21 protein-coding genes are annotated in these 19403 nt (G+C 50.2%); 14 read left to right on the top strand and 7 right to left on the bottom strand.

The window, feature by feature from the left end; translation table 11 throughout:
- Positions 1-62 precede the first annotated feature (62 nt).
- The 5 genes from AC1S52_RS19260 (at position 63) to AC1S52_RS19240 (ending at position 3708) form a co-directional block, all read left to right on the top strand.
- Complete coding sequence (locus AC1S52_RS19260) at positions 63-911, top strand: tetratricopeptide repeat protein (protein WP_482030666.1); 849 nt, start codon at positions 63-65, stop codon at positions 909-911.
- Between the two features lie 159 nt (positions 912-1070).
- Positions 1071-1649 carry a YdcF family protein gene (locus tag AC1S52_RS19255; RefSeq protein WP_482030665.1) on the top strand — a complete coding sequence of 193 codons (579 nt, stop codon included), beginning with the start codon at positions 1071-1073 and terminating at the stop codon, positions 1647-1649.
- Between the two features lie 163 nt (positions 1650-1812).
- The gene (grxC, locus tag AC1S52_RS19250) at positions 1813-2139 is read left to right on the top strand and encodes a glutaredoxin 3 (protein ID WP_482030664.1); all 327 of its coding nucleotides are present in this window, start codon (positions 1813-1815) and stop codon (positions 2137-2139) included.
- Positions 2140-2282: 143 nt separating this feature from the next.
- Positions 2283-2813 carry a tRNA adenosine(34) deaminase TadA gene (gene tadA, locus AC1S52_RS19245; RefSeq protein WP_482030663.1) on the top strand — a complete coding sequence of 177 codons (531 nt, stop codon included), beginning with the start codon at positions 2283-2285 and terminating at the stop codon, positions 2811-2813.
- 79 nt (positions 2814-2892) lie between these two features.
- Positions 2893-3708 carry a lysophospholipid acyltransferase family protein gene (locus AC1S52_RS19240; protein WP_482030662.1) on the top strand — a complete coding sequence of 272 codons (816 nt, stop codon included), beginning with the start codon at positions 2893-2895 and terminating at the stop codon, positions 3706-3708.
- 59 nt (positions 3709-3767) lie between these two features.
- On the opposite strand, the gene AC1S52_RS19235 is transcribed toward AC1S52_RS19240, so the two are convergent.
- From AC1S52_RS19235 to AC1S52_RS19225, 3 genes are all read right to left on the bottom strand, one after another.
- Positions 3768-4598, bottom strand: coding sequence for an SDR family oxidoreductase (locus tag AC1S52_RS19235; protein ID WP_482030661.1), 831 nt, complete (start codon positions 4596-4598; stop codon positions 3768-3770).
- 83 nt (positions 4599-4681) lie between these two features.
- Complete coding sequence (purE, locus tag AC1S52_RS19230; RefSeq protein ID WP_482030660.1) at positions 4682-5197, bottom strand: 5-(carboxyamino)imidazole ribonucleotide mutase; 516 nt, start codon at positions 5195-5197, stop codon at positions 4682-4684.
- A gap of 146 nt (positions 5198-5343) precedes the next feature.
- Entirely contained in the window at positions 5344-5799 is a 456-nt protein-coding gene (locus AC1S52_RS19225; protein WP_482030659.1) for an NUDIX domain-containing protein, read from the bottom strand.
- 89 nt (positions 5800-5888) lie between these two features.
- Between AC1S52_RS19225 and nagA the strand changes: the two genes are divergently transcribed.
- The gene (gene nagA / locus AC1S52_RS19220; protein WP_482030658.1) at positions 5889-7043 is read left to right on the top strand and encodes an N-acetylglucosamine-6-phosphate deacetylase; all 1155 of its coding nucleotides are present in this window, start codon (positions 5889-5891) and stop codon (positions 7041-7043) included.
- Positions 7044-7070: 27 nt separating this feature from the next.
- On the opposite strand, the gene ntcA is transcribed toward nagA, so the two are convergent.
- Entirely contained in the window at positions 7071-7742 is a 672-nt protein-coding gene (gene ntcA, locus AC1S52_RS19215) for a global nitrogen regulator NtcA (protein ID WP_482030657.1), read from the bottom strand.
- An 813-nt stretch (positions 7743-8555) separates the two neighbouring features.
- On the opposite strand from ntcA, the gene fabI reads away from it, so the two are divergent.
- Positions 8556-9350 carry an enoyl-ACP reductase FabI gene (gene fabI / locus AC1S52_RS19210; RefSeq protein WP_482030656.1) on the top strand — a complete coding sequence of 265 codons (795 nt, stop codon included), beginning with the start codon at positions 8556-8558 and terminating at the stop codon, positions 9348-9350.
- A gap of 154 nt (positions 9351-9504) precedes the next feature.
- Here fabI and thrC read toward each other — a convergent pair whose 3' ends face one another.
- The gene (gene thrC, locus AC1S52_RS19205; RefSeq protein WP_482030655.1) at positions 9505-10629 is read right to left on the bottom strand and encodes a threonine synthase; all 1125 of its coding nucleotides are present in this window, start codon (positions 10627-10629) and stop codon (positions 9505-9507) included.
- 333 nt (positions 10630-10962) lie between these two features.
- Between thrC and AC1S52_RS19200 the strand changes: the two genes are divergently transcribed.
- The 7 genes from AC1S52_RS19200 (at position 10963) to AC1S52_RS19170 (ending at position 16355) form a co-directional block, all read left to right on the top strand.
- Entirely contained in the window at positions 10963-11241 is a 279-nt protein-coding gene (locus AC1S52_RS19200; protein ID WP_482030654.1) for a hypothetical protein, read from the top strand.
- 174 nt (positions 11242-11415) lie between these two features.
- Positions 11416-11919 (top strand): DUF29 domain-containing protein, encoded by a 504-nt coding sequence (locus AC1S52_RS19195; protein ID WP_482030653.1) that lies wholly within the window; start codon positions 11416-11418, stop codon positions 11917-11919.
- Between the two features lie 291 nt (positions 11920-12210).
- Entirely contained in the window at positions 12211-13107 is an 897-nt protein-coding gene (locus AC1S52_RS19190) for a low-complexity tail membrane protein (RefSeq protein ID WP_482030652.1), read from the top strand.
- Positions 13108-13626 carry an RDD family protein gene (locus AC1S52_RS19185; RefSeq protein WP_482030651.1) on the top strand — a complete coding sequence of 173 codons (519 nt, stop codon included), beginning with the start codon at positions 13108-13110 and terminating at the stop codon, positions 13624-13626. It begins immediately after the preceding gene.
- A gap of 58 nt (positions 13627-13684) precedes the next feature.
- Positions 13685-13879 (top strand): 50S ribosomal protein L33, encoded by a 195-nt coding sequence (rpmG, locus tag AC1S52_RS19180; RefSeq protein WP_482030650.1) that lies wholly within the window; start codon positions 13685-13687, stop codon positions 13877-13879.
- Between the two features lie 104 nt (positions 13880-13983).
- Positions 13984-14199 carry a 30S ribosomal protein S18 gene (gene rpsR / locus AC1S52_RS19175; protein WP_482030649.1) on the top strand — a complete coding sequence of 72 codons (216 nt, stop codon included), beginning with the start codon at positions 13984-13986 and terminating at the stop codon, positions 14197-14199.
- Positions 14200-14336: 137 nt separating this feature from the next.
- Positions 14337-16355: a ribonuclease catalytic domain-containing protein gene (locus AC1S52_RS19170; RefSeq protein WP_482030648.1), complete on the top strand. Its 2019-nt coding sequence runs from the start codon at positions 14337-14339 to the stop codon at positions 16353-16355.
- Between the two features lie 202 nt (positions 16356-16557).
- Here AC1S52_RS19170 and AC1S52_RS19165 read toward each other — a convergent pair whose 3' ends face one another.
- Both AC1S52_RS19165 and mutL read right to left on the bottom strand, forming a co-directional pair.
- Complete coding sequence (locus AC1S52_RS19165) at positions 16558-16995, bottom strand: hypothetical protein (RefSeq protein ID WP_482030647.1); 438 nt, start codon at positions 16993-16995, stop codon at positions 16558-16560.
- A gap of 363 nt (positions 16996-17358) precedes the next feature.
- Entirely contained in the window at positions 17359-19146 is a 1788-nt protein-coding gene (gene mutL / locus AC1S52_RS19160; RefSeq protein WP_482030646.1) for a DNA mismatch repair endonuclease MutL, read from the bottom strand.
- Positions 19147-19403 lie beyond the last annotated feature (257 nt).

The following is a 19403-nucleotide window of genomic DNA, read 5'->3' as shown; positions in this document are numbered from 1 at the left end:
CTTGTCATTCCTATTAGAGCCAAACCGTGCCTAATCGCAACTCTCTTGTTTCATTCCTTGTTTTGCTGGGTTTCTGGGGGGTTACCCAGCCAGTTTTGGGGCAGGCACTTGTGCCCCATACGGTTCAGCTTGACTCCACTAAGCTAGAACGTCAGGGTCTTAGTCTGGCTCAGGAGGCAGCCCAGTTAGCCCAGTTCCAACAGTATGAACTGGCACTGCCACGGGCACGACTGGCGACTCAACTTGCCCCTAAAAGTCCTGAGGTCTGGTCTTTACTGGGTGGGCTGTATTTGCAAACCAGTGAATTAGATGAGGGAATTGGGGCGCTGAAGCAAGCGCAAACGCTGGATCCAAAGAATGCAGCAGTTTTATTTGGGTTAGGGTCAGCTTATTTTCAAAAGGGAAACTACAAAACGTCGATTGACTACCTGACTTCTGGGTTAAAGATCAGACCTAATGTTCCAGGGGCACTGTTTGATCTGGGCAATGCTCATTTGATGTTGCGTCAGTATTCAGAGGCAATCGCCCATTATGAAAAAGCGGTTGCCCAGGATAAAGAGTTTTGGCCCGCCATCAATAATATTGGATTGATTAAGTATGAACAGGGTAATGTCAATGAAGCGGTGAAACGCTGGCAGGCTGCGGCTGCCATTGACAAAAAGGCGGCTGAACCACAATTAGCGATCGCCGTTGCCCTTTATACCAAAGGGGAGCGGCAGCAGGGTTTGACGCTGGGAGAAACGGCGATCAAACTAGATAGTCGTTATAGCGATTTAAAGTTCTTGAAGGAAAACTTGTGGGGCGATCGCCTGCTGGCAGACACCCAGAAGTTCCTAGATACTCCCCAAATGAAAGCAACCATTGCTCAATCACAGGAGCAACCTCCCGGATCCCAATCTTCTTCGCAGTAGCTATTTACGCTATCGTGGAATTGCTTTTGGATTAGAGTAACGGATGCTATGAAATGATCAGCAAAAGTCTACGCGAAAACTTCCTGGGTTTAGCGCTAGGCTTTAGTGGTTGACACCGTTTGGATAGGCTTTAAGTTTGCTTTACCTGAGTAAGCGGTAATGTTTATTAGGTTGACATGGGTCAAGTTAAAGCGGTTGCTTTTGCTACTTCTGATTCCAGGTCTTTGGCTAGGCTACCGGGAAGTGAGGGGCTATTTTGAGCGCCCTCAGGCAATGCTGGTGCTGGGGGGTGATACCAAACGGGAAGACTTTGCCGCCGAGTTTGCCCGCCAGCATCCCCACCTTCCGATTTGGATTTCAAGTGGTAGTAATCCAGAGTATTCGATGGCTGTATTTGCTGATGCAGGAATCGAGCCGAGCCGGTTGAATATTGACCACGCCGCCGTCGATACCGTTACCAATTTTACGACTCTGGTAGATAGGTTTAGCGCTAAAGGGATCAAAAGTGTCTATCTCATTACCTCCGACTACCACATGCGACGCTCCCAAGTTATTGGTGAGATTGTGTTTGGCAGCCGGGGAATCCATCTCAAGCCAATATCGGTTCCTTCCAGATATGAAACCGAACCCCTGGCTAAATCCCTGCGGGATGGAGCCAGAGCATTTCTGTGGTTAGCCACTGGGCATACGGGATCAACCCTGAGTGGTCGTTATGAGAGCCGGTATCGAATGAAATGAAACGAACCCCAGTTTTGTCAACCTGACCTCGTGTTTGACCTGACCTTGCGTTTGAATATAGGCAGCTTCAGTCTGGATCTCAGCACTGCGTTACGCTGAACTAACGCATCCTTGTGTCCTGAAGCCGCTATATTTGAGAAAAAGCCTTGAGAACAGCCCCACCATGTTGAGCACCCTCAATTCTTTACTGAGAAGACACCCCGAACGTATAAAAGCGCAGGTTGAAATCTATACCTGGCAAACTTGCCCCTACTGCATTCGTGCCAAGCTGCTGCTTTGGTGGAAAGGGGTCAGCTTTACAGAGTACAAAATTGATGGCAATGGAGCGGCCAGGGTCAAAATGGCTGAACGTGCCAACGGACGACGCACTGTCCCCCAGATCTTCATTAACCAGCAGCCCATTGGTGGCTGTGATGACCTCTACCAGTTGGACATGGAAGGAAAACTGGATGGTTTACTGGCAGAGGGAGAAGGGGAGGGGAGTCTTTAGTTTTTAGTTGTTGGTTGTTAGTCGTTAGAGGGGGCAGAGGGGAGGGGGAGTAGGGGAGAACTTTCAACCTTCAACTCCGAATTCTGAACCCTCAACTCCGAACCCTGAATTCTCAACTCTCAACTCTTTTCCCCACTCCCTTCTTGTCCCTTTTTTCGCCCACAGACAACCCTGAGTATTTGGTTCACCGACAGTGGATGGAGCGGGCGATCGCCCTTGCTCAGACGGCTGGAGATGCTGGGGAAGTCCCGGTGGGTGCGGTGGTGGTGGGTACAGATGGGCGGGCGATCGCGGAAGCGACTAATCGCCGGGAGCGCGACCATGATCCAACTGCCCATGCTGAAATTCTGGCGCTACGGGCAGCCGGCAAAACGCTGGGAAATTGGCATCTTAACCAATGCACACTTTACGTCACCCTGGAACCCTGCCCAATGTGTGCCGGGGCATTGGTACTTGCCCGGTTAGGACTATTGGTTTATGGAACGGATGATCCCAAAGCTGGAGCGGTTCGCACGGTGTTCAATTTGCCTGATAGTGCCTGCTCTAATCATCGCTTACGAGTGATTGGTGGTATTCTGGAGTCTTCCTGTCGGGAGCAGTTGCAATTTTGGTTTAATCAACGCCGTCAAAATCAGTCTTCTGGTGACTCATGCCACCAGGGAAAGTGTCCTTAAGGTAGAAGGTATTTTAGCCGGTGATATTTAGGGTAGAGGTAGACAACACCCTCGCATCTAACCAGTCCCTGTTCTCGCTATGAGTTCGTTTGATTCTATGACTCCGCTGAAGTCTAATCTTCAGCATTCTGCCAGTCCAGATGTTCAAGTGCCGCCCTCTGATAAGAGGGGCTTTTTTAGGCACAACCTGTTGCTGCATGCGGCAAAGTTTTCGCTTCAAGGGTCCTCAAATTCTGAGACACTTCCACTCCATCAGTTTACGCCCTGGTTAGTCTCACTGGCGTATCCGATTGGGCGCTATGGGGTTGTCCCTCACTATTTCAAGGAGATTGAGGTTGTCGGGCAGCAAAATCTGCCCGCGTCAGGACCTGTGATTCTAGCTCCAACCCACCGATCGCGGTGGGATGCCTTCATGATTCCCTATGTTGCTGGACATGACCTTACCGGACGACACCTGCATTTTATGGTCTCAGCCGATGAGGTGGTCGGATTGCAGGGTTGGCTGATTCGGCATTTGGGCGGATTTGCGGTGAATACTAAGCGTCCGGCGATCTCCAGCCTCCGTTACGGCATAGAACTGCTGAGAAATAACGAAGTACTGGTGATCTTTCCTGAAGGAGATATTTTTTGTGGAGGGGAAGTCCAGCCCTTAAAGCCCGGTCTTGCCCGTCTTGCCCTTCAGGCAGAAACCAACCAGCCTGATCTGGACACCCAGATAGTGCCGATTCATATCCACTACAGCCAACCTGGCGTTCCCTGGAAAAGTTGCGCCAAGATTCAAGTCGGCACCCCCTTGCGTGTCGCTGACTATAACCTTGGTTCACCTAAAAGTGACGCTCAGCAGTTGACGGCTGGCTTGTTTAGCTCTCTCAAAGACTTAGCAGAAACAGTTTGAACATTTGAACCAGATCAGACAAACAACCCACAGCACTGTGGGTTGCTGGACACCAACGGTTAGGCGCTATTTTGAGGTAACTGGGCAAATAAAGCTGCCCAATCTACAACCGCTGCTCTGTCTCCCTGGTTGATGAGTTCAAATACCTGTCTTTCCGTGGCTGGATTGTGCAAACACTCCACACAGGCAGCCGCCACATCAATCCGACTGGTTTGCCCATTTAGTTTGTCTCCAGTGCCAATGACGACACCTTGCTTACCGTCGGTTGTGGCTTTCAATAAGGTATTTAAATCATAGGAAGTATAGGGTCCGTCAATTAACCGCCCTGGTCGAATGATGGTGTAAGGTAGTCCCGAAGAAATGATGGACTGTTCGCCTTTCTGCTTGGCATCCAGTACTCCAAAAGCGTTTAACGCCGTGTAGGGAAACTGATCTTTCCGCTCAACTCCACAGGATGAGATGTACACAAAGCGCTTTAGATCTTGAGGTGCCGCTGCAACCAAGTTATGAACCCCTTCGGCATCAACCTGTTGGGGACCGTTTCTGGCTTTTGTGCGGCGGTAGTCTGGATTGAAATAAATTTGTCCCCATTCCAACCACTGCTGCACTGGATTGCTGGTTTCAGGTACCTCAAAGTCCCATTTCTCAGAAGGGAAGGCAGTCGTTCCTGTACAGCAAATGATGTAAGAGATATTCTGGGTTGCTGCTGGGAGAGTGGATAGGTCACGGGTATCGCCAGCGATCGCCTCAACCTTCCCTTCAAACATTTTTTGTGCCCGCTCTACTCCACGAGTGAGAACCCTCACTGGCATCCCTTTTTGGATCAATCTGGCAACCACTAATTGCCCAACGCCGCCTGTTGCTCCTGCAACGAGTACTCGATCACTCACTGCCTTTACCTCCGATGTCTTGCAAGTCTATTCCTTCGGATTAAGATAGACCATGACCCATTTTCAAACATCCCTCCTAGCACTCACATCTCCAAATATTTCTGATATCCGATTTGATTCAGCCTAGATTGCTTCTCCATTACCATCTGATTCAGGCTTTGACGATATTGCTGAACCTTTTCCAGTAGAGATGCATCATGGGTTGCCAGAATTTGTATGGCTAACAGTCCGGCATTGCGGGCATTGCCGATCGCCACAGTCGCCACCGGAATTCCCGCAGGCATCTGCACAATCGAGTAAAGCGAGTCTATTCCTTGCAAGTGGCGGCTAGGAACAGGAACCCCAATCACTGGTAGCGGGGTCAATGCCGCAACCATACCCGGCAGGTGAGCAGCTCCTCCAGCTCCGGCAATGATTACCTTTAGTCCCCGCTGATGAGCTTCTTTGGCATATGCCACCATGCGTTCAGGTGTTCGGTGTGCCGAGACAATCCCCACCTCATAGAGAACGCCAAATTCTTCGCAGGCTGCGATCGCCTCCTTCATCGTGGGCAAGTCCGAATCACTGCCCATAATGATGCCAATCAGGGGTGGGGACATGGAAGGGTGAGAGGTTGTTAGTTGTTGTTGGTAAAGTAGTCAGTAGTCAGTAGTCAGTAGTCAGTGGACTGTGAATGTAAGGTGATGGTTTTTGATGTCAGGTAACTGTTTCGCCCATTACCGATTATCGCCCCAACTCTCTACTTTCAACTCTCCACTCCCTGTTTCCTGCTATCGTAGCTCTTCAGGAACTCTACCGCATAGCGGGTTGTCAGGGTGATCTGATCGGGCAAGTCATTGAGTGAGAACCAGCGTAAGTCTCGGTGTTTGTGGCTTTCTACATTTTGAGGCGTACCTGCTGTAATCTTCACCAGAAATACAGGAGCAACCCAGTGAACTTCTTCATCGGGCAAAATGTGGTCGGTGACTCCTAGCAGTGTCACGACTTCGCTTTCAACCCCAAGTTCTTCTTTAACTTCCCGCTTGATTGCCGCTTCAATCGTCTCGCCAAACTCAACGGCACCTCCTTGAATCGCCCAATATCCGGCTTCTGGTGGCACCAAACGCTCAATCAGGAGAATTTGTCCGTTTTCAAAAATAACTGCCCCTACCCCTACCCCAATGTAATCTTTGCCGCGTTTTAACCCCGATTGGACTTGCAAACCCTATTTCTCCAGTCAGTACGATTCAATTTCAAGATTAGAACACAAGCGGTGAAAATGAAGGTGTTAGGTGTCAGGTGTCAGGTGTCATGGTTGAGAATTTGATTCTGAAAAATTCCCGCATTGTTGGGCAGGACGGCTTACAGCACATCTTAATTCGTGAAGGAGTGGTTGAAGCGATCGCCCCAACCCTGCTATCCCATCCTGAAAATACAGCTTCTCTGGATGTTGAGGGTGATTGGGTTTCCCTGGGAGGGGTTGATCTCCAGATCAATGGAGCGCTAGGGCTGGCATTTCCTGACCTCAATCCTGACCATTGCACCCAGATCAAGGATATTAGCGAGTTTCTCTGGCACCAGGGGGTTGATGGGTTTCTACCAACGATTGTGACTACCTCAGTCGAGAATATTCAGCGATCGCTTGCCACCCTTCACCAGTGTCACCAGACAAAATTTGCTCAAGTGCTCGGTGTTCACCTGGAAGGTCCGTTCCTCAATCCTCAGAAACGAGGGGCACACCCCGAAGAACATTTGTTACCCCTGACTTTAGAGAACGTCAAACGAGTTCTGGGAGACTATGCCAGCCTTGTTAAGGTCATGACTCTGGCACCTGAACTGGATCAGACCGACAAGGTCATTCCCTATCTCCAGTCTTTGGGGATTACCATCAGCCTGGGACATTCTCTGGCAAGGGCAACCCAGGCTCAACGAGCGTTTAGCATGGGAGCCACTATGGTCACCCATGCTTTTAACGCCATGCCAGCTCTGCACCACCGGGAACCTGGACTGTTGGGAGCCGCCATCACCAACCCCAACGTTTACTGCGGGCTGATTGCTGATGGTGAGCACGTTTCCCCCACCATGATGGATATTTTGCTCAAAGCAAGCAATTACGAACAGGGAATATTTTTAGTCAGCGATGCCCTGTCTCCCCTGGGACTCCCCGATGGCACCTATCCCTGGGATACCCGCCAGATTGAGGTTCACGAAGGCACAGCACGACTCCCCGATGGCACCCTGTCTGGAACCACCCTCCCCCTACTCACCGGCGCACAAAATCTAGTTAGATGGGGGCTTTGCAGCGTGGAGCAAGCGATCGCCCTGGTAACTTGTTCTCCCCGTCAGGCGATCGGGCTGTCGGCTAACCACATTGGTCAACCCGCCCACCTTCTCCGATGGCATCTTACCTCTGATGGTGAACTGACCTGGAACAGGTTGGAGAGGGAAGTGAGGGGAAAGGAGTAAGGGGTACAAACTCCTCTCCTCTCCTCCTCAAGTAAACTGCTGGCTTAACGTCACTGGATTGTGAACAGTTATTTTCTTTTTGTGGATGGAGATCATTTTGTCCTGGCGTAGATCTCCAAGCAAGCGAGTGACGGTAACGCGGGTGGAGCCAATTGCTTCCGCGATCGCCTGGTGAGACAACTTCAGGTCAATCGTGATCCCATCACTGCTGGGCACCCCAAAATCACGGCATAGGATCAGCAAAAAACTGACCAGCCGAGAACCCATATCCCGGTGAGCCAGGGTTTCAATCATCATTTCAGTCTGTAAGATCCGGGACGATAGCCCTCGCAGGAAAACCATCGATAGATCAGGATTATCCTTCAGTGCTTTTTCAACTTGTTCAATTGGGACTGAGAGCAATTCAACCGGGGTAAATGCAACGGCATGATAAAAGCGATCGGACTTGTGCCCGGTGATCAGTGAAAGAACTCCAAAGACGCTATTCTCTCGCAGTAATGCGACCGTAATTTCTTCTCCCGCCTCGTAAACCCTGGATAGCTTGACTGCCCCTTTAAGAAGAAAGTAGACACGCTCGGCTGGATCTCCTGGGAAAAAAATTGTTTTACCCCGTTCAAACGTTTCAACAACGGGTGGAAAAGCCCCGCCCCCCATCTGGCGGAATACAGATGCCAATGGTTTATCTTGCATCACAACCATATACCCTACCTGCTACCCAAAAGATTACCCGGTTAACTAATAGGTACAGCCCTAAGTTAAGTGAACCTAATGATAGATCTGTAACTTAGAACACTTAAACTTACTACACCGCAGGTTTTTGTGCCTGATGTTACATATTGGACTACTGCCTTAACCCTTCGCTGTCTAAAAAGGCTTAAATTTAACTCGGACTTGCACCACCTGAACTCCAATCCAGATGGTTTAAGAACATCTTATAGCGTTTCCTTTCTGGGTGAGGTACATCTCATCTGTTTGACTCAAGGATTCTACGGCTATCCATTACTTCATTGAATTCAAAAACGCTATCACCACAGTTAATTAATTTGATACTGGCGTTTCTTCTGCCAAATACTGTTCTTAAAAACGCGATATAGCAATTCTCAACTTTGTGAAGTACGTTTTTGGTCGTTCTTGATCATTGGTCATTGGTTGCCCCCAAGGGACTAATGACTCATAACAAACCACCAGCTTGTACCGCATCAGCATGAGAACCGCTGTATCACCATTCTCAATCAAGTGGGAATGCCCTAATCCAGGGAGTCAAGGATTCGAGCGCATCTATAAGGTCAACCACAGTTTAGACGGGAAACGTCATTTCCCTATTATGTTGCACACCTTTGCTATCCGATATACCCCATCTTTGAGTATTCTCTATAGAGCAGTCCACGAAGCGAAAAAGAATAAAGGCACCTAACGCCCAACACCTGACACTGTTCGGCTGAGCGCTCACGTCGAAGCTCACGTCGAAGCCTGACACCTGACACCTCACCACTTACCTACAGATTGAGAGTTATGCTGAATTTGACTGGAAAAAACGCCCTGGTTACTGGTATCGCTAACAATCGTTCCATCGCCTGGGGCATTGCCCAACAGCTCCATCAAGCAGGAGCAAAGATTGGAATAACTTATCTGCCTGATGAGGAACGCCGCGTTAAAAAGATTGCGGATCTGGTAGAGCCAGTACAGCCCTCTCTGTTTCTTCCCTGCAATGTTCAGGACGACGAGCAAATTCAATCAACCTTTGAAACCGTCAAAGACAAGTGGGGACAGCTCGATATTCTGATTCACTGCCTTGCCTTTGCTAACAAAGAAGATTTGACAGGCAGTTTTGCTAATACCTCGCGCGCCGGATTTGCAGCCGCCCTGGACATTAGCGCTTATTCATTGATCAAGCTATGCTCCGCTGCTCAACCGCTAATGACGGCAGGGGGCAGTGTGGTCACGCTCACTTACCTGGGAGGAGTCAAGGTCATCCCCAATTACAACGTGATGGGGATTGCAAAAGCAGCTCTGGAAATGAATGTGCGCTATCTGGCATCAGAACTAGGTCCCCAAAATATCCGAGTTAATGCCATCTCCGCTGGACCCATCCGGACTCTGGCATCTTCTGCGGTTGGCGGCATCCTTGACATGATTCACCATGTTGAACAGGTTGCTCCCCTGCGCCGCACCGTGACTCAAACTGAAGTTGGCAATACTGCCGCTTTTTTGTGCAGTGACCTTTCAAGCGGGATCACAGGGCAAATTATTTACGTTGATGCAGGCTACGAAATTATGGGAATGAGTGAGGGTAAAGGGGAGGCGTGAAACAGAAAGTTGAGAGTTGCGGGTTGAAAGATAGAGATGTTAACTCGTCAGGCTAAGACCTCCGAGGTTTTCAAAACCTCGGAGGTCTGGAGGCTCTACGAACAATCAACAACTCCTCATCCCTCACTCCTCACCACCCCCGCGATCGCTTTCCTTAAAACCCCATTGCATCAGCAACCGACTTCAAATCCGGCTCAACGCCCTGTTTGAACTGGCTGTGGCTGTGTTTGATCGCACAGTCTGGGTCTTTCAACCCGTTGCCGGTCAGAACACAAACGATGGTTGCTCCTGCTGGAACCTGATCTTTGACTTTCAACAGCCCAGCCACAGAGGCGGCACTTGCCGGTTCGCAAAAAATTCCTTCACGGGAAGCGAGGAGACGATAGGCATCGAGGATTTCGTCATCGGTGACAGCAGTGAACTTGCCCTGGCTAGCTTCTTGAACCGCGATCGCCCGCTCCCAATTTGCCGGATTGCCAATGCGAATCGCGGTTGCCAGGGTTTCGGGATGCTCGATCGCCTTGCCCAACAGCAAGGGGGCGGCACCGGCTGCCTGAAATCCCATCATACGCGGCAATTTACTGCACCGCTGTTCCTGGTGGTACTCGCAAAAACCCATCCAGTAAGCAGTGATATTCCCGGCATTGCCAACCGGGATGCAGAGCCAGTCAGGAGCATCACCCAGGACATCCACGACTTCAAACGCAGCCGTCTTCTGCCCCTGAAGCCGATAGGGATTCACGGAGTTAACCAGGGTAACCGGATAATTCGCAGACATTTCCCGCACAATTTCCAGTGCCCGGTCAAAATTGCCCTTGATCGCTAGAACTTCAGCACCATAAAGCAACGCCTGTGCCAGCTTACCCATTGCGACATAGCCATCGGGGATCAGCACGAAGGCACGCATTCCAGCGCGTCCAGCATAGGCAGCAGCAGAAGCAGAGGTATTACCCGTACTGGCGCAGATCACGGCTTGCGCGCCGGCTTCTTTTGCCTTTGAAATTGCCATCGTCATGCCCCGGTCCTTGAAGCTGCCGGTGGGGTTTAAGCCATCAAACTTAACGAATACCCGCACCTGTTTGCCAATTTGCTCAGCGATCGCAGACACCGGGATCAATGGTGTATTGCCCTCATTGAGGGTTATCACTGGCGTTTGCTCAGTTACAGGCAAGTATTGCCGATAGGACTCAATCAACCCATGCCAGCCCTGCGAGGGAGAGGGGGATGGGGAATGGGGATCGGTCGGGAAGGTCTGGGATGCAGATAGAGTTAGAGACACGGGGATTTCCAGCAGCGATCAGATGAAACAAAGAACTCGATTTCACCATTTGCCGTCTACAATGCTGTGTTGAACAGACATACTAAACTTGGAGTTCTGCGTTTAGATGGAAATGTTCAAATTCACCTGAGCGTTGAGTCTGGCGAAGGGAGGTACGTTTAGTGTACCCCGATCCTCGACCCATCCCCTAGCGGTTCCAAGTCCAGCAGTAGGAGGAGTTCTCATCGACCAGTTTGAAAACTGAGCCAGTTCTACCGTTTGTTTTGTAACAATGAATTACAATTTTTTGTGAAGCTTAGGTTAAGATATTGAAAGTGGTGTAAGTGAGTAGAAATGACTAGTCAGACATTAACAACCGAACGTTCACTCAATATGTCCAGTGCAACGGTGCTGGTTTCCTCTCCTGAATTAGCATCCTCCACAGATTCCCGGCAATCCCGCCTTCTGGAAGCAATGAAAACTCAATATCGTCTCGACCAGCAAATGAAGTTTCTCAACCTCCAGGCAGAAACCGAGTCTTTACTCCAGCAGTTAAAAGCCATTAAGGAACAGCGTCAAACTGCTGAAGTGTTACCAACCGTCGATTCGGCCCGCGATCGCGCCTCAGTTTAAGCGATTGTCTTCGTTGAAGTTTTTCCGTCAAAAGCTTTGAGAATCGATTTCCAGGTTCATTTGTAAGGCTGGAGGTCTGTTCTCAGCTTTTTTGTTATCTTTATTGCTGGGACAAGCAACTTACGAATAGTCTAAGAGCTAATTAAGGGCTGTGGTTGGAGTCAGCTAAGGCATATGCCCGAAACCAATTCAGAAAAGTCCAAAAATCCTTACCTTACACTCAAGCTCTATGAAGTTGACTTCTATGCCTGGACGCAGGAACAGGCGAGGCTTCTTCGCACCCATCAATGGGGGCAGATTGACTTACCGAATTTAATCGAGGAAATTGAATCCTTGGGTAAGGAGCAACGTCAAGAACTTCGTAACCGCTTGAGCGTTCTGATTGGGCATTTACTGAAATGGCACTACCAACCTCAATATCGCAGCCGTAGTTATTTAGCAACTCTTCGCATTCAACGCCTGGATATCACTGAATTGCTTGAAGATAATCCTAGTCTCAAGCCATACCTTGAAGAAGCCCTTTTTAAAGGGTATTTGAAAGGGGTTGAACTAGCCGTTGGAGAGATTGATTTACCCCATCGCACTTTCCCCACGGAATGTCCTTACAGCCTGACAGCAATATTAGACAGTCATTTCTACCCTGGTGAATTAAGCGGATTCGCAGAAGAGCAAGATTGATAGGGACTTCTGAATCTGGACTTACAGCCATTTTCATTTGTGTATGCCACATAAATCTTTAGTTTTGTCTGAATGCACAGGCATTCGCTGTGTGGCACTCGTCTGAAAACCGCTGTAAGGTGATGCGTTGATCTGGTGTTCTTTTTTCGTCATTCGTCTGGTAACCGCTGTCTGTATAACCTTACAGACAATCTCGACCCATAGGGCAACGGAAATACAAGAAAATCAACTCGCGGTGTTCGTCTTACAGTTTTATACTTGGCATGGGCTTCATCCGTTGAGTTTTTGGCTATGCGCTCTTTTTGGTCTGATCCGTATCTGTGGATTCACCTGGCTGGTTTGGCAGTCGTTCCCATCCTGGTAGAAATTTGTCTGCTTGGTTTTGCCGTGGGTGATCCGGTCCTGCCTGTATGGCTTGAACTACTTCTGGTCGGAGCAATCGGGATTGCACCTGTGCTATGGATGCAATGGCAACGTCCGTTTTACATCTTCAGCCTGGTAGCCGTTGCGGTTAAACCAGAGCAGATTACGGAAGACCAGCGACGATTGCTGACCTTATTTAAGTCTCAGCGCAATCAGATTCTGGCAGTGGGTGTTTCTGTTCTGCTATTTGGGCTGCTATATCAAGTCTACAAAGTGGCTCCCATGGCTGCCCCGGTTGCTCTTTTCCCACCAGCTTGGCGGTTGCTGGGCTTGCTCATGGCAGCGATCGCGTTCCTTGCCATTAACTTATTTACCCAGGTTCCGGTTAGCGTCCTGAGCGTGATGCTGCACAGCGAAGCAGGATTTACCTCAACCACTCCCTACCCACTGGAGCGGATCCGCCGTAGCTTTTCCCTATTTGGGTTGCAGATCAAGCAAATTTTGCCGCCTATGATCGCCGAAGCCCCGTTAGAGCCGGCGGTTGCGCCGTCGGTTGCCGTGGTTGAGCAAGCAACCACTACCCTCTCCGCATTAGAATCCCAACCGAGGGCAGAAACCAAATCGCAGGTTGAACCGGCTCAGCCTGAATGGCAGGCTCATGAATTAGAGCCGCGTACAGGGTTTGAAGGAATGGAAGCTGCCAGCCCCACGGTTGAACAGGACTCATTTGAACAGGCTTCATCTAAGCTAGAGTCAGAGCCATCCCTGAATGGAGACTCTGCTCGTGGGGAGGATGCTTCTGAGGACGATGTTTGGGGACAGTAAATGATGAACGGTGAGCCAGAGCCACCTCGTCGGTATCCCAGGGTGCCGATGGATCGTAGGATTGCTGCTTTTGCAGTGGATTTTGGGCTGGTTTCCCTATTGAGCTTGTTTGGCGGTAGTACCCTTTACATTCTATTTTTTGCCCTGCTCTGGCTGGGGTTACGGGTGGTCGTGGTGGAAAGAAATAAGGGACAAAGTCTCGGACGGTGGGCATTTGATATTCGAGTGGCTGCACTCAGGCATGGTTCAACCCCGACCCTTAAAGAGCTGCTGAAACGGGAGGCGATCGCAGGCTTAGGGGCGTTGCTCGTCTTCATTGGGTTAGTCAATTTGAGTCCCACCAATGGCTTCATCCTGGTTGGGGTAATTCCGCTACTGGCAGACTGTGGGTTTGCGTTTACAGATGAAGAGGGGCGGCAGGCATTCCATGATCGTCTTGCCCGTACTGTCCTCGTTCAGACCCGACGGGGCTACTCCCTCGATATCAAGCTGAAAAAAATGTTTGCACAACGTAGATAGCTTGTGAAATAATGGATGTTTGCGTCTATGATTTCCAGTTTTTTGATTTTGTAGGATTATGGCTAAGAATAAAGGCGTTCGTATCATCATTACGCTGGAGTGTACCGAGTGTCGCACAAACCCCGACAAGCGATCGCCCGGTGTTTCCCGCTACACGACGATGAAAAATCGCCGCAACACTACCGCACGGCTCGAACTGAAAAAGTTCTGCCCCCACTGCAACAGTCACACTGTGCATAAAGAAATTAAGTAAGGTGACCGATGATAGGCAACAGGAACCATCCCATTGCCTGGTTTCTCGCTCACTCTAAACGGCTGGTTACTGATCACTAACTATTGACTACTGACTACCAAACCATGACCTATTTTCGTCGCCGCGTATCTCCCATCAAGCCAGAAGATCCCATCGACTACAAGGATGTTGACTTGCTGCGCAAATTCATTACCGAACGGGGCAAAATTCTTCCTCGCCGAATTACGGGACTAACTGCCAAGCAACAGCGCGATCTAACTGAGGCAATCAAGCGTGCTCGTATTCTGGCATTGCTACCCTTCATTAATCAGGAAGGTTAATCAATTCAGGTGCAGGGTTCAGGGATGAGTTACATGAGGATAGTGTCTGCCAGTTTCTGGCTTTTCAGTTAGATAACTTCCTGTGCTTATAGGTTCCCTGTGCCCAGCTACACCAGCCCCTCACCCCACCAATGCCAATGGAGAAGGGAACCCTTGTTGAATTTCGTCTGAACGGCGATCGCCGCCTTGCTGTCATCGAACGTCCAGAAGGTAAAAAACACTGGATTGCGATCGATGAGCGAGGGCAGTCCCATACGCTTCATCCCCGACAGGTCACTTATGAGGTTGGGGCAGGTTATAAGTCCTCTGATATTCCTTCATTTCTAAAAGAAACTCAGATCAACCTCGATCCTTCTAGTTTGGAGGTTGCCTGGGAACTTTTGGTGGATGAGGGGGAATCTATCGATCCGTCAGGGATGGCGCTGTTACTCTTTTCTGATCAAAGTCCTTTATTGGGCTATGCTGCCCACTGGCTGCTATCTGACGATCGCCTCTACTTTAAGCAGAAAGGTGATCGGTACGAACCTCGCCCCAAAGCACAAGTGGCAGAGCTAAGGCACCAATTAGAGATGGCAGGACAGCGCCAGCGGGAGTGGGGAGAGTTTATCTCGCGGATAGAGCAGGCACTCTCAGGGCAGCCAATCGAATGGCAAGTCAGCGATCGCTCCCGGTTGGATGCAATGGAGCGGTTTGCTACGTTTGGTGAAGAAGCTACCCATCGGGCACCTGCCCTGGAAACCCTGCTACACTTGAAACGACCTGAGACACCTGAAGCTGCCTTTCAACTGCTGGTGGATTTGGGGCTGTGGAGCCTTCACGAAAACCTGTTTTTGAGGCGCAGCCAGATCCCAGTTCAGTTTCCCGCGAAGGTACTGGAAGTGGCACATCACCGTTTAATCTCACCCCCTCCCGATTTAGATACTGATCGTCTGGATTTGACCCATCTCAAGGTTTACACCATTGACGATGAAAGTACCCGTGAGATTGACGACGGTTTGAGCCTGGAATATTTGTCGGATGGAACTCAACGCCTGTGGATTCATATCGCTGACCCTAGCCGCTGGTTAGAACCCGGCGATGAGTTGGATTTGGAAGCTCGTCGGCGCAGTACAACCCTATATTTGCCAACGGGGATGATTCCCATGTTTCCGGCAGAACTGGCAACCGGACCCATGAGCCTGATACAGGGAAAAGTCTGCTGTGCCCTGAGTTTTGGTGTCGTTTTAGATCCGGCAGGGGCGATTCAGGACTATAGCATCCACGCCAGCCTGATTAAAGCAACCTATCGCCTCACCTATGAAGATGTGGATGAAATGCTGGAACTGGGTGTAGAAGCAGAGTCAGAACTGGAGGCGATCGCCCAGTGGGCAAAACGCCGGCGGCAATGGCGGCAAACCCAAGGCGCAATTAGTATTAATATGCCCGAGTCTTCCATTAAGGTGTCTGCGGATGATGAAATCATTATTCAAGTGCTGAACGATTCCGTCGCACGCTACTTAGTAGCAGAGATGATGATTTTGGCAGGAGAAGTGGCGGCTCGTTATGGGCAGGCTCAGAGTTTAGCCCTGCCGTTCCGCTACCAGTCCCAACCCGAATTGCCACCCGAGGAAGAACTACTCTTACTGCCACCTGGACCTGTGCGTGCCTGTGCGATTCGTCGCTGTATGCCTCGCAGTGAAATGGGGATTACCCCCGCCCGCCACGCCAGTCTAGGGCTAGATACTTACGCCCAGGTCACTTCCCCCATTCGTCGCTATACTGACCTGCTGGCACATTTTCAGATCAAGGCACACCTGCGGGGAGACCAATTACCTTTTTCAGCCGAAGAAATGAAAGAGCTAACGCTCAGTGTCAGTACTGCCGCCTATGAAGCGACCCTGGTTGAACGACAAACGAATAAATACTGGGGGTTAGAGTTTTTACGCCGCAATGCCGACGAGGTTTGGCATGCTCTGATGCTGCGCTGGCTCAGGGAACATGAGAATTTGGGATTGATTCTGCTGGAGGATCTGGGCATTGAGCTGCCCATGCGGTTTAGTCGCTCTGTTTCACCGGGCGATCGCCTGGAAATCAAAGTCCTACATGCCAACCCTCGGCAGGACTTCATCCATTTCCAGGAAATGATGCACCAGCAAGCTCAAACGGTCACGAATTAATCAACCGCTGAATCCCTTTATAGTGTTTTTGAATCCAGTGAGGTACATGGATAGCCGTAAAGCACTTAAGTCAAACAGATGAGATGTACCTCACCCAGAAAGGAAACGCTATATTCCCTTTATCATCAAGGACAGTGATTTTTTACTGCGCTCCGAATTGACCTCTGCCTGTCGTTAAGGTTTGCCTTCTGCCTTCTTCCACTCAGATCCGCACACCGCGACCGTTTGGAGCATTGTTAGGATTTTGGTTATCTGGAAAAGCAGGGTATGGGCTTGGAACTTCATTGCCATTGCCATTCAGGTTCACCGGGCTGACCAAGCCAACCGCCCTAAAGTAGTCAAAAACCTTGACGGCTAACTCCACATTACTGAGCTGATTCGACATCCACACCGTTCTACCGGTTCGTCTAGAAGCACAGAACTGCCCTTTCAAATTACGCTCATTCACCACCTGATTTACCCGTTGCAGGCGCTCGTTATTACTGGCTTCAATAATGACAACGGTATTGTCCCTACCCAATTGGCGACAGGGAGCCACTTGCTGAGCAATTGACACACCAGGAAATTGAATTAATACAGCACCGGCAGCAGCAAGACAGAAACGACTACGCTTGACCAGCGGGGAGTTGGATAGGCTCATGGCTTTGCTCTTTTGTGAATAAAGGTACACCGACGATGTAGGAAATCCTACGGTACATTTGTACTAAAAGTCAACAAAAGCTCCAAGAACTGACGATGACCGCCCCTATCATAGCCGTGAACATGAATTGCAACACAAAAAAACTTGCCTTTGGCTGCGATCGCTCCTAATCTAAACCGCAATCAGAGCTACAGCGGTTTTCAGGCGGGTGCCACACAGGTGATGCCTTTAGATTCATGGGAAACAGTGGATCGGTGTGGCATACACAAATGAAAATGGCTGTAAGCATCGTTGGAATTGTAAAGGGGACTCCATCGGAAACCGCTCAATTTCCCATCCTGTTTCTGCTGCTGCCAATTCCCTTTAAATTCCGTGGCTCTTGCCGATGACCCAGTGGCGGCGGAAAAACCGGGAAAGGGAGGATTCTTCCAACATCAGACAAATTGGACGACCGTGGGGGCAGGTGCGGGGATTACGAGTTTGCTGCCACTGATTCAATAGGGTCTGCATTTGTTCGAGGGTTAGCGGCTTTCCATTGCGAATGGCGCTGCGGCAGGCAGTTGCTACCTGTGCCGCCTGTAAATCACCTCCCAGGCTGAGTTCTAGAAGGGCTGCGGGGCAATCATCCCGATCAGATAAAAGCTCTGGAGCCGATCGCACCACCCAGACCTGCTCTCCAAAGGGTTCTACCTCTAACCCCAGGCGTTGCAATTGTTCCACCTGACCGATTGCAAGCCGATTTAAGACAATCGGCGATCGCAACGGTACCATTTGCCAGCGATCGCACAACTGCTCATACAACACCCGTTCATGGGCGATGTGCTGTTCAATCAACCATACTCCGGTGGAATGTTCAGCCAGGATATACATGTTGTGAACTTGAGCGATCGCTTTTAAGCGGGTGCCGGGTGTCAGAAGTTGAGAGTTGAGAGTTGAGAGTTGAGAATTCCCCTCTGCCCCTTTGCTCTCCTGCCCCTCCTGCTGTCCTCTGCCATCTAGAGGCTGAATTCCCTGCGTGTGGTAACTCCTGCCTGCCTCGGCAGTTTTCAACACCTGGTTGGCACGATCGGAGTAAAGCGTACTTTCAAGGTTGGCAGCACTGAGACGTAATGCCTGATCAATGGCTTCAGTCAGTTGCTCTCGCCAGTAGTCTAGGTGATGCAAATAGACTTCAGATTTAGCGGGATGGCGGTTCCAGTCAATCTGGTGGGAAGGAATGTGGAGGTGGGCAAGACAGATAGGGAAGCGATCTCGGGGCAAGGTGCGGCGAAACCCAGCCAGAATGGTTTGCTCTAATTCTGGCAGTTGGACAAAACGCTGATTAATCGCTATCCGAACCCAATCCGGTCGGTGACGGTGGCAGCGATCGGGAAGTCCGAGGAGAAGGTAGAGAGAGGATGGCAACGGCAGTAGCGGCGGCGTTGTCAGAGCACCCCCTGGACTAAATTCACCCGGTGGATCTGCAACCTGAACGGTGAGTTCTTGCAAGGCAGTCATCGGCACCTCTCGCAGAATTTGGGGCAGAATTTGACGGGCTGTTTTGCCCATCCACAGATTGAACCAGGTGCGATCGTTTTGCTCGACTTGCCAGGTCACATGGGGATGACAGAGCGCCATCTGGTAAATGACAGTTTGTACCGCTTTAAGCTGATGCCCTAGAGGGGGTAAGCCTTGACGACGGACAGCCCAGTTGCCAAAGAGGTGATCGGCAATGACGACTGTGCCGGGGGCGATCGCCGCAGGTTCCACCTGAGCCGGATATCCCTGGATATCGTAACCAACCCACCACCCTTCAGAGGAAGCACAGGAACGGCTCAAAATTTCCAAATCTGCTAACTGAGCGAGACTGTGTAAGGCTTCTCCCCGAAACCCCAGACTAACAATCTTTTCCAGGTCTTGAAAACAGTGAATTTTACTGGTGGTATGGGGTAAAGCCGCCTGCTTCAGGTCGTCCAGGCTCATCCCGGCACCATTATCTGCCACTCGAATTCGCCACTGCTCTGGATAGAGAGCAATTGAAATCCGGGTTGCTCCCGCATCAAGGGCGTTTTCTGCCAGTTCTCGTACAACAGCCGCCAGCGAGTCAATCACTTCACCCGCTGCAATCAGATGTACGACTTCGAGAGGTAAGGACTCAATCCCAGATTGCATGACTCCTAGTGTAGGCGAGAGCCAGCTTAATTTAGAATCAAACCACTAAGACTTATACCAATTCTCTTTGAAGCTGCCCAGAAGAATGCCTGGCAGACAAGGGGCTTAAGCCCCTTGTTAAGTGCAAACTCATATTGAACAGCGACACCCTCAACCATTCTCCCCAGGGATAAGAAAACTAAAATTCTTGTGCCCTCACCTGTTGGGAAAGGGCTAGGTGAGGGCGAATTTGGCTTTCATGCCCACGTTCAGCAACG

It is taken from the genome of Kovacikia sp. CALU 1929 (assembly GCF_056784235.1).
This window is presented reverse-complemented; position numbering and strand designations above follow the sequence as displayed.